Origin of the sequence: Corynebacterium sp. ACRPS (assembly GCF_022346005.1) — a bacterium.
Lineage (GTDB): Bacteria > Actinomycetota > Actinomycetes > Mycobacteriales > Mycobacteriaceae > Corynebacterium.
In genome coordinates this window covers 1-14,181 of record NZ_JAKRMY010000016.1, presented here as the reverse complement: position 1 = coordinate 14,181, position 14,181 = coordinate 1, and the positions used below count along the sequence as shown (strand labels likewise).

The window sequence follows — 14,181 nt, the reverse complement described above, 5'->3', positions numbered from 1 at the left end:
ATGTTTCCCGGACTGAATAATCAAGAACGCGCTACGGTGCTGGCTGAAGCCCTGCCGTGGTTGCAACACTTCCGCGATAAAATCGTCGTCGTCAAGTATGGCGGCAACGCCATGGTGGATGAGGAACTCAAGGAAGCCTTTGCGGCGGATATGGTGTTTCTGCGCACCATCGGCGCAAAGCCCGTTGTCGTCCACGGCGGCGGCCCGCAGATCAATTCCATGCTGGATAAGCTCGGCATCGAAGGCGAGTTTAAGGGCGGTTTCCGCGTCACCTCGCCCGAAATCATGGATGTGGTGCGCATGGTCCTTTTTGGCCAAGTCGGCCGTGGACTAGTAAACCTCATCAACTCGCACGGGCCCTACGCCGTGGGCACAAGTGGCGAAGACGCTGGACTTTTCCGCGCCACCAAGCGGTTTGTGGAAGTAGAAGGAGAGGCGACCGATATCGGGATGGTGGGCGATATCGTGGAGGTCAACCCGGCAGCCGTCAATGACATCATCGAAGCCGGCCGCATCCCGGTGGTCTCAACCATCGCGCCAGGAGCCGATGGCGAGGTATATAACATCAACGCCGACAGCGCCGCGGGTGCGCTAGCGAGCGCATTGGGAGCAGAACGCCTTGTCATCTTGACCAACGTGGAAGGCCTTTATACCGACTGGCCGAATAAAGACTCCCTAGTCTCCAAAATCGAAAGCGATGAGCTTACTGGGCTGCTTCCCGGCCTGAGCTCCGGCATGATTCCCAAAATGGAGTCCTGCCTCAATGCCGTGCAGAGCGGGGTATCCGCCGCGCACGTCATCGACGGCCGAATAGGCCATTCCGTACTCCTTGAGCTTTTAACCCCAGGCGGCATTGGAACGATGGTCCTGCCCGATGATTACGAAAAGCACGATTATCCCGAAGGCACAGTGTTCAGGAAGGACGATATCGCATGAGCGCACAAGAAAAATTAACCGGCCGATGGTCAGAAACGCTGGCCAATACCTACGGTGAGCCGCCACTCGGCTTGGTGTCCGGGGAGGGGGCTACCGTTACCGATGAGAACGGGAAAACCTACATTGACCTGCTGGCCGGCATCGCCGTGAATTCCTTGGGCTATGGCAATGCGGAGGTAGCAGATGCCGTTGCCAAGCAAAGCCGCACCCTTGTGCATACCTCCAATCTTTTTGCCACCCAACCTGTGCTCGACGCTGGGGCAAAGCTCATTGAGCGGGTAGGCGATAGCGACGCGCGCGTGTTTTTCTGCAACTCCGGCTCAGAGGCAAACGAAGCGGCATTCAAGCTCGCGCGGCTCACCGGTAGGCGGCGCATCCTCGCCGCGCACCATGGTTTTCACGGGCGCACAATGGGCTCTTTGGCCATGACTGGGCAGCCCGATAAGCAAAAGGCATTCCGCCCACTGCCAAGTGGCGTGGAATTTTATCCTTACGGCGATATCGACTACCTGCGCCAATTAGTGGAGCAAGACGCCGCGGATACCGCCGCCATCATTTTCGAGCCGATTCAGGGTGAGACCGGAATTATCCCCGCTCCCGCCGGTTTTATGCGGGCCGTTGCTGATTTATGCGATGAACACGGTATTTTGCTCATCGTCGATGAGGTCCAGGCCGGGGCAGGGCGCACGGGGCAATTCTTTGCGCACGAGTTTGAGGGAATTTCCCCCGATGCCGTCACCATGGCCAAGGGCCTCGGCGCCGGATTGCCTATCGGCGCCACTATCACCCGCGGTCGCGCCAAGGATTTATTTCAGCCGGGTTCCCACGGGACCACCTTTGGCGGAAACCCCGTGGCGTGCGCTGCGGCCAATGTAGTACTCGATGCACTTGATGAGAAGTTCTTGAATGAGGTCTCCGCGAAGGGCGAGCACGTAGCGCAGCAAGTAGAAAAGATTTCCGGGGTCAGCGAGGTGCGCGGCCGCGGTCTTATGCTAGGTGTTGTATTAAATGCGCCGGTGGCTCGCGAGGCCGTCAAGCGTGGATTTGAGCAAGGGATAATCCTCAATGCCCCGAGCGAGAACGTTTTGCGCCTTACTCCGCCATTGGTCATTTCCCAGCAGGAAATTGATACTGCCCTAGAAAAGCTACGCACCGTTGTGGAGGAATTAGTATGAGCTTGCGCCATTTCTTAGCCGATGATGACCTCAGCCCGGAGGAACAAAAAGAAGTCCTCGATCTCGCGGTTAAGCTCAAGGCCGATCCGTTCGCGCGGCGCCCTCTGGAGGGACCAAAGACGGTAGCCGTCCTCTTTGATAAGACGTCCACGCGCACTCGCTTTTCTTTTGAAACCGGAATTGCGCATATGGGTGGCAGCGCCATTACCGTTGATTCTTCGGGCACGCAGATGGGCAAGGGCGAGTCCTACCAGGATACGGGCGCGGTCTTGTCCCGCTACGTGGAGGCCATCGTCTGGCGCACCTATGCCCACGACAACTTGGAACAGATGGCGGAGACATCCACGGTTCCGTTGGTCAATGCTCTTTCTGATGACCTGCATCCCTGCCAAATCTTGGCCGATCTTCTGACCTGCCGGGAAAACTTTGGCGATCTTGCTGGCCGCAAGGCGGTCTATCTTGGGGACGGCAATAATAATATGGCTAATTCTTATATGATTGGCTTTGCTACCGCTGGCATGGATATTTCCATCATTTCGCCGGAGGGGTTCCAGCCTCGTCCCGAATTTGTCGAGCGCGCACGGCAGCGCGGTAACGTTACGGTTACCGATGACGTTGCGGAAGTAGCCGGCGCCGATGTAGTCATAACGGATACTTGGGTGTCTATGGGCCAGGAAAACGATGGGCAGGACAGGCGCACGCCGTTTTTGCCTTATCAGGTCTCCGAAGACGTGATGGCAAAGGCGAAGGACGACGCTATTTTCTTGCACTGCCTGCCGGCCTATCGTGGCAACGAGGTGGCAGCAGAGGTCATCGACGGGCCGCAGTCCCGAGTATTCGATGAAGCGGAAAATCGCCTGCATGCCCAAAAGGCACTGCTGGTGTGGCTGCTCGATATTAATAAGGAGAACCGCTAGCGATGAGCACCCCGAGCACTCGAAATGCCCGGCAGGCAAAGATCTTGGAAATCTTGGATCGCAACCGCGTCACGAGCCAGGTGCAATTATCGGAGCTCTTATTGGCAGAAGGCATCGATATCACGCAGGCCACGCTGTCGCGGGATCTTGATGAGCTGGGCGCTAAGAAGGTCAAGCGAGACGGTGGGCGTTCGTACTATATGGTTGCAGGCGAGCTGGAACAATTCGAAGACCAAGTAGGCGGACCGCGCGAAAAGCTGCGACGCATGTTGGATGAATTGGTGGTCTCCCACGATTCCTCGATGAATATCGCGATGTTGCGCACGCCAGCGGGCGCGGCGCAATATCTCGCCAGCTTTATCGATCGCGTGGGCCTGCACGATGTAGTGGGGTGCATCGCTGGTGATGACACCATCTTTGTGCTGGCACGCGAGGGGGTTACCGGTGCGGAATTGGCGGAAAGGCTGAAGGCGCAGAAGATTTAAAGAATAGTGGCATTCTCGCAACCGCTCGTATATTATTTAACTAACCGAATTTTTTTCAATTAACGAAGGAGTCTTAGCATGTCTGCACGCGTAGTCTTGGCCTATTCCGGTGGCCTCGATACCTCGGTAGCCATTCCATACCTGGCAAAGATGACCGGCGGCGACGTTGTCGCCGTCTCCCTTGACTTGGGTCAGGGCGGCGAGGATATGGAGTCCGTACGCCAGCGCGCGCTCGATTGCGGTGCGGTGGAGTCCATCGTTATCGATGCCAAAGATGAGTTTGCGGAGCAATACTGCGTGCCCACCATTAAGGCGAATGGCATGTACATGAAGCAGTACCCGCTGGTATCTGCCATTTCCCGCCCGCTGATTACCAAGCACCTGGTAAAAGCCGCCCAGGAGCACGGCGGAACGCACGTTTCCCACGGTTGTACCGGTAAGGGCAATGACCAGGTGCGCTTTGAGGTGTCCTTCCGCGCCCAGGATCCATCGCTAGAGATCGTCGCCCCAGCGCGCGATTATGCATGGACCCGCGATAAGGCCATCGATTTTGCAGAAGAGATTAACCTGCCCATTGAGCAATCGGCGGCCTCGCCATTTTCCATCGACCAGAACCTGTGGGGCCGTGCGGTAGAAACCGGCTTCCTGGAGGATTTGTGGAACCCGCCGACAAAGGATCTCTACGCATATACGGAAGACCCGGGCCTGGGCAATGCTCCAGATGAGATTATCATTTCCTTTGAGAAGGGTGTTCCAGTTGCGGTCGATGGCAAGAAGCTGACCCCGCTGCAGGTCATCGAAGAGGTCAATCGCCGCGCTGGTGCCCAGGGAATCGGCCGCCTGGACATGGTAGAGGACCGGTTGGTGGGCATTAAGTCCCGCGAGGTCTACGAGGCACCGGGTGCCATGGTGCTCATTCAGGCCCACGAGGCGCTGGAGGATGTCACCGTGGAGCGCGAGCTGGCACGCTACAAGCGCCTGACGGATGCACGGTGGTCCGAGGAGGTTTACGACGGCCTGTGGCACTCGCCGCTCAAGCGTTCTCTGGATGCCTTCATCGAGGAGTCCCAGGAGAACGTCACTGGCGATATCCGCCTGAGCCTGCACGCAGGTACCGCGACCGTCACCGGCCGCCGCTCCGGACAGTCGCTGTACTCCTTCGATTTGGCTACCTACGACACCGGCGATACCTTCGACCAGACCGCTGCAAAGGGCTTTGTCCAGTTGCACGGCTTGTCCACCCAGATTTCCAACCAGCGTGACCGCGAGGGTGGTTTCCCCACCAGCGCAGAAAAATAGGCACCGATGGAACCACACAAGACTAACGAAGGCGCGCTCTGGGGCGGCCGGTTCTCCGGCGGCCCTTCCGAAGCGATGTTCGCCCTCTCGGTTTCCACCCATTTTGACTGGGTGCTTGCCCCTTACGACGTACTCGCCTCGAAGGCGCATGCCAAGGTGCTGCACAAGGCAGGGCTGCTTTCCGATGCCAACCTCGACACCATGCTTTCCGGACTCACCGAGCTCGGGGAAAAGGTAGCTTCGGGCGAATTTGTGCCAGCACCCACCGACGAAGATGTGCACGGCGCCATGGAGCGCGGCCTCATCGACATCGTTGGGCCCGAGGTAGGCGGCCGCCTGCGCGCGGGACGTTCCCGCAATGACCAAGTTGCCACGCTCTTTCGCATGTGGGTGCGCGATGCCATCCGCGATACGACCCTGCAAGTCTCCGAGCTTGTCGATGCCCTAGCGGATCAAGCCGCCGCGCATCCCGAGGCCATCATGCCGGGCAAAACGCACTCCCAGGCCGCACAGCCCATCTTGCTTGCGCACGAATTATTGGGTCACGCCCAACCGCTGCTGCGCGATATTCAGCGCCTGCAGGACTTGGATAAGCGGCTAGCCGTATCCCCGTATGGCTCGGGTGCACTCGCAGGTTCCTCCCTGCAGCTTGATCCAGAGGCCATCGCCGCGGAACTCGGCTTCGATTCCGCAGCGGAAAACTCCCTGGATGGCACCGCGTCTCGCGATTTCGCCTCGGAAACGGCCTTTGTGCTGGCGCAGATCGCAGTGGACATGTCCCGGCTGGCAGAAGAGATCATCTACTGGTGTACCCCGGAGTACGGCTACGTTACCTTGGATGATGCGTGGTCTACGGGCTCATCCATCATGCCGCAAAAGAAGAACCCGGATATCCCGGAACTTACCCGCGGCAAGACTGGTCGCCTAATTGGCAACCTCACTGGGTTGCTATCCACGCTCAAGGCACAGCCGCTGGCTTATAACCGCGACCTGCAAGAAGACAAAGAACCCATTGTGGACTCGGTGGCGCAGCTGAACCTATTGCTGCCGTCTATGACCGGGCTCGTGTCCACCTTGTCCTTTAATGAGGACAGGATGCGCGAGTTGGCGCCACGCGGATTCACCTTGGCCACCGACCTAGCAGAGTGGATGGTTCGCCAAGGCGTGCCCTTCCGCGAAGCACACGAAGCTTCCGGCGCGTGCGTACGCATCGCCGAAGAGCGGGGAGTGGACCTGGTGGATCTCACTGATGAGGAACTCAAGGGCGTTGACAAGCGGCTGACCCCAGAGGTGCGCGAGGTCCTCACCATCGACGGTGCGGTTGCCTCCCGCAAAACAAAAGGCGGAACCGCCGGGGTCCGCGTTGCTGAACAGCGCGAAACCGTCCGCGAACATGCCGCCGCAGCGCGCAAGTGGGCTACCGAACCGGTGCGCACGCAGAACTAGAAGCGCGACCGACAGGGGTCCTTTGGCTCATCTGGAAGATAAAAATGCCCTCATCAATGAGAGGAAGGAATTCCATGAGACGTTGCGGGCTGGCTCTTTATGCCACCTGCAACGTTGTGCATCTTAATGCCTCGCTGTTCGGCTTCCTCGGCGAAAGCCGAGATGAAGCTGGCCGATCGCTTGCCGGAGGCGCAGTACACCCACGCCTCGTGGAACTCCTCGGACTGCAGGGAATTGAGTAGGGAGCGCGCTATCCCTGGATCTTTCTGCCACTCGGACGTTGGTAAGCGGTAGTGCTTCGCGGTGGCGTCAAAAAAGAAATCATCAATGGCGGCTTCCCCGGCTTCGCGTACGTCGATAGCCACGGCGCCTTCGCGCAGATCGTCGAACATCGCGGCGGCATCTTCGGCTCCCGGCACGGCACAGGCAGCGCCACCGTAGTCTTGTTGCAGCTGTGTGGTTAGCTCACGTGCTGGGTCGTGGGGCACGCGGAAGTGAGTGATGGAGGAAGTCAGGGCCTCGTAGATGCTCAACAGACCTACCCGGTCGCGGTTCATGCCGGTGGCGAACTGGATCAGCTCGGTGGACATCAGGCCCGCGACCACGCTGGTGGTCACGCCCAGCACGCCGGCGGTGGCGCAATCCGGCACGGAATCGAAATCGGGTTGCAGGGGATAGAGATCGCGCATGCCCACGCCCGATTCGGCACCTGGTCCAGACCACCACACTGCGCAGTCACCGCGAAAACGCAGCACCGAACCCCATACCAGCGGGGTACCTGTGAGCTCCGCAGCATCGGCTGCGAGGAACTTGGTGGCAAACGTATCGGAACCATCCACCAGGATGTCCACTCCACGGAGATAATCCACGGCGTTGTCGGCGGTAAGGCGGTCGCGAATCGCATGCACCACGATGCCGGGCTGCAGCTGTCCGAGCTTTTCGGCGGCGACCTCCACCTTGGATCTACCCACATCCTGGGCGCCGAACAAGATCTGGCGGTGGATATTGGTGAGATCCACCGTGTCGTCGTCGATCACAGAAATCTCGCCCACACCGGCGGCAGCCAGTTGCTGCATCAGGGGGCAACCCAATCCGCCAGCACCGATGACGAATACGTGGGTGCCGTGCAGCGCTTCCTGCTGGGCGATGCCAAAACCGGGCAACAGAGTCTGGCGGGCCACTCTGTGCAGCTCTTCGCGGGGCAGTTGGCTCATTACAGGACCTTATCTTCCCAGCTCGCCAACCCTTCAAACGATGATGACGCCACGGCGTGCTGTCTTTTCGGAATGCGCCCAGCTTGGCGGGCCAACCGGCCGCCTTCCACGGCGTATTTCATTGCATAGGCCATCGCCAGGGGATCCTGGCAGCGGTTGATGGCACTGGCTAAAAGCACGCCATCGCAGCCCAGCTCCATGGCCAGTGCAGCATCGGAGGCCGTGCCCACACCGGCATCCAGCAGCACGGGAACCTGGGTACGCGAACAGATCAGCTCGATATTGTGCGGGTTCAGGATGCCTAGACCCGTACCAATCGGCGAGCCCAAAGGCATCACCGCATCCACGCCCACGTCTTCTAGCCGCTTGGCGATGACCGGATCGTCGCTCGTGTATGCCAGCACCACGAATCCTTCAGCAACCAGCATCTCGCAAGCATCCACGAGCTCTACAACGTCGGGCAAAAGCGTACGATCATCCGCGATCACCTCTACCTTCACCCAATTGGTGCCCAGCGCCTCGCGGGCTAACTTGGCGGTGGTCACGGCATCGCGGGCGGTGCGGCACCCCGCAGTATTGGGCAGTACGTCAATGCTTAACCGCTGTAAGAGCTCGAAGATGGACTCGTCACCGGGGCTCTTAGCGCTGTGCCGACGCATGGCGACGGTGGTGAGCTGCGTACCGCTGGCCACCAGGGATTTCTCCAGCATGTCCTGGCTGCTGGCCCCGCCGGTTCCCATTACTAGGTGCGAATCGAATTGTTTATTTGCAATAGTAAGCATAGGAGATTCCTACCCGCCCTGTACGGCGATGAGGATATCCAATTGGTCGCCGTCGGTAACCTCGTGAGACCAGTTGCTGGCGGGGATTACGTCGCCATTGATGGCCACTGCCACGCCCTTTGGCGAGGCATCGCCAGTCTCTGCTTCTACGATGGTGCCCACGGTGATCGGCCCATCGCTATTGCGGGGCTCGCCATTAAGTGTGTAGTCCATGGTGCTTATTCCTTTCTTGTGTGGCTATCGGGCGTGGCGTAGCGGATGGCAGGCCGAGATATCCATCCCCGGGGACGTGCCCAATCCCAACTGGGCACCCACCTTAGCCCCCAGGGCGGACAGGAGGATTCCGTGGCGGAAGTAGCCGGTGGAAACCACTAGCCCGTCGCGAACCTTGCCCAGGTAGGGCAAATCATCGGTGGTGCCAGGCCGGGCTCCAACGATAGCCTCGATGAACTCGCAATCCTCCAGTCCTGGAACCACGCGGATGGCATCGCGAAGGAGCGTGTGCACACCGTCCACAGATGGGCCCTTGCGGTTGTCCTCGCGGCTGGTGGCACCGATAGCGATGGTGCCGTCGGTGCGGGGGATGACATACACCGGCCGATCCTCCACGAATGCGCGCACGACCCGGGTGATTGGCGCTAGCTCTTCTGGTACCCGCAGCCTTAGCATGTCACCCAACACCGGCCGTAGCGCTAGGGGATTGGCGCCCTCGAACCAGCCATCGACCTCCTTGGCGCCAAGCCCGTTGCAGAGGTAGATCATGTCGGCGGTGACCAGCTGGGCATCGGCAAGCAGCACAGTGTGCCCGTCGATGCGCGTTGCTGCCGTAGCTACGAAGCGAACCCCAGCGTGCTGCAGGAATTCCAACAGGCACGCGCTAAACATGCGCGGGTTGATCTGATGATCGCCCGGGATTTCCACTGCGGCGGCCAGCTGGGGGCTGAGCCCAGGCTCTAGCTTTCGGGCCTGCCGAAGTGGCAGCGCGTGGGCATCCATGCCGTGTTTCTGCTGTAGCGCCAACAATTCGCGGATGTGCATGCCATCGGCGCGGTCGGCGCCCACCACCAAGGTGGATTCGCTGCGATGCCCGGTTGGTGCGGTGGTTTTCGCCGCCAACCTGGCCAGCAGGTCAGGGAACATATCGCCCGAAGCAACCATCAGCGGGTACAGCGGCTCTTGCCGGTATTGCACCTCCGCCACCGGAGCCAGCATTCCGCCGGCCGCGAACGTGGCACCGCTAATGGGGCGGGGATCGATCACCACGATTTCTCGTGGGTCGACACCCGCATCCACCAGCTCGAATGCGGTGGTAAGCCCGATGATTCCCGCGCCAATGATGGCGTGCTCTGCATTATGCATGAGAACCTGTGGCTGCATTCGCACGGTCGAAAGCTCGGACAACCGTGGTCGCCAGCGCGGCCGGCTCGTCGCAATCCATAAAGGCGCGCACGATCGCAACACCAGCCACACCGGTTTTAGCCAGCGCTTCGGCATCGGCGGCCTGCACGTCTCCAATCGCCACCACCGGAACGGCCGAAGCCGCCACGAGCGGGGGATAGCCTTCCAACCCCAGCGGGGCTCGACCAGAGGATTTCGTGGGCGTAGGGCGGAACGGCCCGGCACCGATGTAGTCGATCACATCGGCGTACTCGTGAGCACCCTGCACGAGCTCGAGGGTGCCGGTAGTCAACCCGATGATCGCATCCTCGCCAAGAACCTGCCGTGCCAGGCGCGGATCCAGGTCGTCTTGGCCGATGTGTACGCCGTGAATGTTGTGCTTACCCATCAGCGCGGCGGCCACGTCGACTCGGTCATCGATAAGCACCCGCGTTGCTGGATTGGCTTCCTCGACCGCCGCCGCCACGTCGATAGCAAGCGCGGTCAGATCGCGCACGCTAATGGGCTTGCTGCGAACTTGAATCACGCCCGCGCCACCGGCTGCTGCCGCTGCGGCAACCTGCACGACCTTCTCCTGCGGTGCGCCCGTCACGTGGTAGCACCGCAGGTCTAGCTGGTTAGCGCTCACTGTACGCCGCTGCTTCCTTCTGCAGGTCCGCGGAAACTTCCTTGGCCTCGTCCCGGTTTAGGTAGAGCTTGGATCCCGCACGACGGAACTCCTCGGCCATTTCTTCTTCGCCTTCGGCATTAGTGAAGTGCTCTTCCTCCACGCTCTGGCGGCCGAAGCCAGGCAAGCCGAGGTCCTTGACTAGCGATTGCTCTTGGTCGGTGGCCAGCGCCTCGTCGATCTTCTCGCCGAATGCGTCGCGGATATCCTGGCTGATGCGCATGGAGCAGAATTTTGGCCCGCACATCGAGCAGAAGTGGGCGGTCTTCGCCGGCTCCGCGGGCAGGGTTTCGTCGTGGTAGGACTGGGCGGTATCCGGGTCCAGGGACAGGGCGAACTGGTCGTGCCAACGGAATTCGAAGCGAGCCTTGCTCATCGCATCGTCCCATTCGTGGGCGCCAGGGTGGCCCTTGGCGACGTCCGCCGCGTGCGCGGAGACCTTGTAGGTAATCACGCCGGTCTTCACATCGTCCTTATTCGGTAGGCCCAGGTGCTCCTTCGGGGTGACGTAGCACAGCATTGCAGTACCACCCATGGCGATATTGGCCGCACCGATGGCGGAAGTGATGTGGTCGTAACCGGGAGCAATGTCGGTAACCAGCGGTCCCAGGGTGTAGAACGGAGCGCCGCCGCACCATTCCTGCTCCTTTTCGTTGTTGACCTGCACCATGTTCAGTGGCACGTGGCCTGGGCCTTCGACCATGACCTGTACGTCGTACTCCCAGGCGCGGTGGGTCAGCTCACCGATGGTCTTTAGCTCTGCGAACTGGGCTGCGTCGTTGGCATCGGCGATGGAGCCGGGGCGCAGGCCATCGCCAAGCGAGAACGCGACGTCGTACTTGGCGAAGATCTCGCACAGCTCGTCGAAATTCTCGTACAGGAAGGATTCCTTGTGGTGGGCCAGGCACCAGCCGGCCATGATGGAACCGCCGCGGGAGACAATGCCGGTCACACGCTTGGTGGTCAGCGGCACGAAGGGCAGGCGCACGCCGGCGTGGAGCGTCATGTAGTCCACGCCCTGCTCGCATTGCTCGATCACGGTATCGCGGAAGATTTCCCAGGTCAGATCCTCGGCCACGCCGTCGACCTTCTCGAGTGCCTGGTAGATCGGCACGGTACCGATCGGCACCGGAGAGTTGCGCATGATCCACTCGCGGGTGGTGTGAATGTCGTTGCCCGTGGACAGATCCATCACGGTATCTGCGCCCCAGCGCGTAGCCCAGCGCAGCTTGTCTACCTCTTCGCGGATGGAGGAGGTCACGGCGGAGTTGCCGATATTGGCGTTGATCTTCGTGTTGAAGGCATTGCCGATGATCATCGGCTCGGACTCCGGGTGGTTGATGTTATTCGGGATGATCGCCTTGCCGGAAGCAACCTGCTCGCGCACCTTTTCTACATCGCAGTGCTCGCGCAGTGCGACGTATTCCATCTCCGGGGTGATAACGCCCTGGCGGGCGTAGTGCATCTGGGTTACGCGCTTGCCCTCCTTGGCTCGCAGCGTCTCGCGGCTTATACCCTTCCACTCGTCGCTGGCCTCGCCACGCTTGAGGGCGCGGTTACCGTCGTCCAACAGGTTGCGTCGACGCCCCTCGTAGGCCTCCACATCGCCGCGAGCTTCGATCCACTCGCTGCGCAGAGCTTCTAGCCCCTCGGTCGGCTCTGCCCACGGGCCGCGTGTGCGGTAGAGCTTCTGCGGTGCGTTCGGCCCGGTCGGGGAATCGTCCAGCTGAACCTCGGTCTCCGGCACCTGCAGGGTGAAAGTCTTGCCGAAGGACTCCACCTGCTTTTCGATGGGGGCGAAGCTGTGCTTCGGGTGGATTTCCGCACCGTACTCGTCGTTCGGGATGGTGGTACGGGTGTGCTGGGTAGACGTATCCGTCATAGTTGACTCTCCTCATTCTTCCTTCGCTGGTTCTAACCAGGCAGGTTCTAGCGGTACTCACGCAGGGATACAGCGCGATCTCAGCTCGATACCTCGAGCGCCCGTGTTCGGTTGCGTCTTCCACTGTAACGCACACCACGCGAGGGTGAACTTCGGGGCAGTCGGTTGCCTGAGGGGAGCATCGGTAAGCAACATCAGGGAGTCACTAAATAGCTTGTCTGGGGTACGGGTTAGACTAAGCAGCATGATCGATCAGAAGCTCCTAGAGATCCTCGTGTGCCCCATCGACAAGCAGCCGCTGGAGGATCACGGCGACTATTTGGTGAACCCAAGGCTGAACAAGGCCTATCCGGTGCAGGATGGTATTCCGGTCATGCTGGTCGACGAAGCCAAGGACTGGCCCGGCGAGTACTGCCCACTAGCTCCGAACGAGTAGAGCCCCGCGCTCTGCAAAGACAACACGTAATAGGCAACAAGGGAACACCTACGTATGAGCAACACCACGAACATTATCGACGAACTGCAATGGCGCGGGCTGATCAACCAGTCCACAGACCTGGAGGCATTGAAGGAAGCCGCAGAGAGCCCGATCAGCTTGTACTGCGGTTTCGACCCGACGGGAAGCTCGCTGCACGCTGGCCACCTCGTGCCGCTGATTATGCTGAAGCGCTTCCAACAATTCGGTCACCGTCCTATCGCGCTGGCCGGTGGCGCGACGGGAATGATCGGTGACCCGCGCGATGTCGGAGAGCGATCCATGCTCTCGGAAGAGCAGATCGCAGAGAATATGCAGGCAATCAAGGACCAACTTGAGGCCTTCGTTGACTTCACTGAGGCGGGCGAGTCCGCAATCCCAGCAGTGATGGTGAACAACGCGGACTGGACTAGCCAGATCAACGTCATTGAATACCTGCGCGACATCGGCAAGAACTTTTCGCTGAATACCATGCTGGACCGCGATACGGTCAAGCGCCGCCTGGAATCCGACGGCATTTCCTACACCGAGTTTTCCTACATGCTGCTGCAGGCAAACGACTTTGTGCACCTACACAAAGAGTACGACTGTGTGCTGCAGATTGGCGGTGGCGACCAGTGGGGAAACATCGTTTCCGGCGTCGACCTGAACCGTCGCGTGAATGGTGCGAAGGTCCACGGCCTGACGGTGCCGTTGGTGACAGATGCCGAGGGCAATAAGTTTGGCAAGTCCACCGGCGGCGGCAAACTGTGGCTGGATCCTCAGCTGACCAGCCCGTACTCCTGGTACCAGTACTTCATCAATGCTGGCGACGCGGTGGTTATCGATTACCTGCGTTGGTTTACCTTCCTCACCCAGGAGGAGATCGCAGAGCTGGCGCGCAAGGTAGAGGAGGAACCCCACAAGCGCGAGGCGCAACGCGTATTGGCGCGGGAGATGACCACCCTGGTGCACGGCGAGCAGGCCACCGAAGCAGTGGAGCTGGCTTCCCAGGCGTTGTTTGGTAAGGCAGAGCTGCAGGATTTGGACGAGGCCACGTTGTCTTCCGCATTGCAGGAAACTGAGATTGCCGAGGTCGGCCCAGCGGCCACGATTCTGGATCTGTTGGTTGAGGCGGGACTGGAAAAATCAAAGGGTGCTGCGCGCCGCACCGTGGGCGAGGGTGGCGCCTACGTGAATAACCAGCGCATCGAGGACATCGAGTGGTCGCCGAATTCCAACGATCTGCTGCACGGTTCGTGGCTGGTGCTGCGTAAGGGCAAGAAGCGCTTCGCCGGGGCACGGGTCGTGGATCCTTCCTAAGAGCGTCACCTTAGCTGTTAACTGATCCCTTGGTAATCGCGTTTTGCGTGTTTACCAGGGGATTTGTGTGTTTTTCGGGGTTGGGTGTAACTTTATCGAAGTCGCCGAGGGGTAGCCGGTTGGTTACTTGTGAGTGACTTTTTGTACTGGCTTGGTTCGAGGATTTGACTTGGTTCAGGTTGTTGGGTAAGTTGGTACGAGCC

15 protein-coding genes are annotated in these 14,181 nt (G+C 60.0%); 8 read left to right on the top strand and 7 right to left on the bottom strand.

Annotation, left to right across the window (positions count from 1 at the left end; genetic code table 11):
• The 6 genes from argB to argH all read left to right on the top strand — a co-directional run bounded on the left by argB (window position 1) and on the right by argH (window position 6,258).
• Window positions 1-936, top strand: coding sequence for an acetylglutamate kinase (gene argB, locus MHX65_RS09520; RefSeq protein WP_023026555.1), 936 nt, complete (start codon window positions 1-3; stop codon window positions 934-936).
• Window positions 933-2,111, top strand: a complete 1,179-nt coding sequence (locus MHX65_RS09515; RefSeq protein WP_239269858.1) for an acetylornithine transaminase — start codon at window positions 933-935, stop codon at window positions 2,109-2,111. Before argB ends, MHX65_RS09515 begins: the two co-directional genes overlap by 4 nt.
• A complete protein-coding gene (gene argF, locus MHX65_RS09510) occupies window positions 2,108-3,028 on the top strand; it encodes an ornithine carbamoyltransferase (protein ID WP_239269857.1) in 921 nt (306 codons plus the stop codon). The genes MHX65_RS09515 and argF overlap by 4 nt, the downstream gene beginning before the upstream one ends.
• Window positions 3,029-3,030: 2 nt before the next feature.
• Window positions 3,031-3,513 (top strand): arginine repressor, encoded by a 483-nt coding sequence (locus tag MHX65_RS09505; protein WP_023026561.1) that lies wholly within the window; start codon window positions 3,031-3,033, stop codon window positions 3,511-3,513.
• 78 nt (window positions 3,514-3,591) lie between these two features.
• A complete protein-coding gene (locus tag MHX65_RS09500; RefSeq protein ID WP_023017895.1) occupies window positions 3,592-4,812 on the top strand; it encodes an argininosuccinate synthase in 1,221 nt (406 codons plus the stop codon).
• Between the two features lie 6 nt (window positions 4,813-4,818).
• The gene (gene argH, locus MHX65_RS09495; RefSeq protein ID WP_239269856.1) at window positions 4,819-6,258 is read left to right on the top strand and encodes an argininosuccinate lyase; all 1,440 of its coding nucleotides are present in this window, start codon (window positions 4,819-4,821) and stop codon (window positions 6,256-6,258) included.
• Between the two features lie 53 nt (window positions 6,259-6,311).
• Here argH and MHX65_RS09490 read toward each other — a convergent pair whose 3' ends face one another.
• The 6 genes from MHX65_RS09490 to thiC are packed head-to-tail and all read right to left on the bottom strand — an operon-like array spanning window position 6,312 to window position 12,201.
• Window positions 6,312-7,472 carry a ThiF family adenylyltransferase gene (locus tag MHX65_RS09490; RefSeq protein WP_239269855.1) on the bottom strand — a complete coding sequence of 387 codons (1,161 nt, stop codon included), beginning with the start codon at window positions 7,470-7,472 and terminating at the stop codon, window positions 6,312-6,314.
• The gene (locus MHX65_RS09485) at window positions 7,472-8,254 is read right to left on the bottom strand and encodes a thiazole synthase (RefSeq protein ID WP_239269854.1); all 783 of its coding nucleotides are present in this window, start codon (window positions 8,252-8,254) and stop codon (window positions 7,472-7,474) included. The genes MHX65_RS09490 and MHX65_RS09485 overlap by 1 nt, the downstream gene beginning before the upstream one ends.
• Window positions 8,255-8,263: 9 nt before the next feature.
• Window positions 8,264-8,467 carry a sulfur carrier protein ThiS gene (gene thiS / locus MHX65_RS09480; RefSeq protein WP_239269853.1) on the bottom strand — a complete coding sequence of 68 codons (204 nt, stop codon included), beginning with the start codon at window positions 8,465-8,467 and terminating at the stop codon, window positions 8,264-8,266.
• A gap of 24 nt (window positions 8,468-8,491) precedes the next feature.
• Window positions 8,492-9,613, bottom strand: coding sequence for a glycine oxidase ThiO (gene thiO, locus MHX65_RS09475; RefSeq protein ID WP_239269852.1), 1,122 nt, complete (start codon window positions 9,611-9,613; stop codon window positions 8,492-8,494).
• Window positions 9,606-10,280 carry a thiamine phosphate synthase gene (locus MHX65_RS09470; protein WP_239269851.1) on the bottom strand — a complete coding sequence of 225 codons (675 nt, stop codon included), beginning with the start codon at window positions 10,278-10,280 and terminating at the stop codon, window positions 9,606-9,608. Before MHX65_RS09470 ends, thiO begins: the two co-directional genes overlap by 8 nt.
• A complete protein-coding gene (gene thiC, locus MHX65_RS09465; RefSeq protein WP_239269850.1) occupies window positions 10,270-12,201 on the bottom strand; it encodes a phosphomethylpyrimidine synthase ThiC in 1,932 nt (643 codons plus the stop codon). The genes MHX65_RS09470 and thiC overlap by 11 nt, the downstream gene beginning before the upstream one ends.
• A 244-nt stretch (window positions 12,202-12,445) precedes the next feature.
• Here thiC and MHX65_RS09460 point away from each other — a divergent pair, with 244 nt between their 5' ends.
• Window positions 12,446-12,637, top strand: a complete 192-nt coding sequence (locus MHX65_RS09460; RefSeq protein ID WP_239269849.1) for a Trm112 family protein — start codon at window positions 12,446-12,448, stop codon at window positions 12,635-12,637.
• Between the two features lie 54 nt (window positions 12,638-12,691).
• The gene (gene tyrS / locus MHX65_RS09455; protein ID WP_239269848.1) at window positions 12,692-13,978 is read left to right on the top strand and encodes a tyrosine--tRNA ligase; all 1,287 of its coding nucleotides are present in this window, start codon (window positions 12,692-12,694) and stop codon (window positions 13,976-13,978) included.
• A 10-nt stretch (window positions 13,979-13,988) separates the two neighbouring features.
• Here tyrS and MHX65_RS09450 read toward each other — a convergent pair.
• The coding region (locus tag MHX65_RS09450) for a hypothetical protein (RefSeq protein WP_239269847.1) at window positions 13,989-14,181 on the bottom strand (193 nt) is incomplete at its 5' end.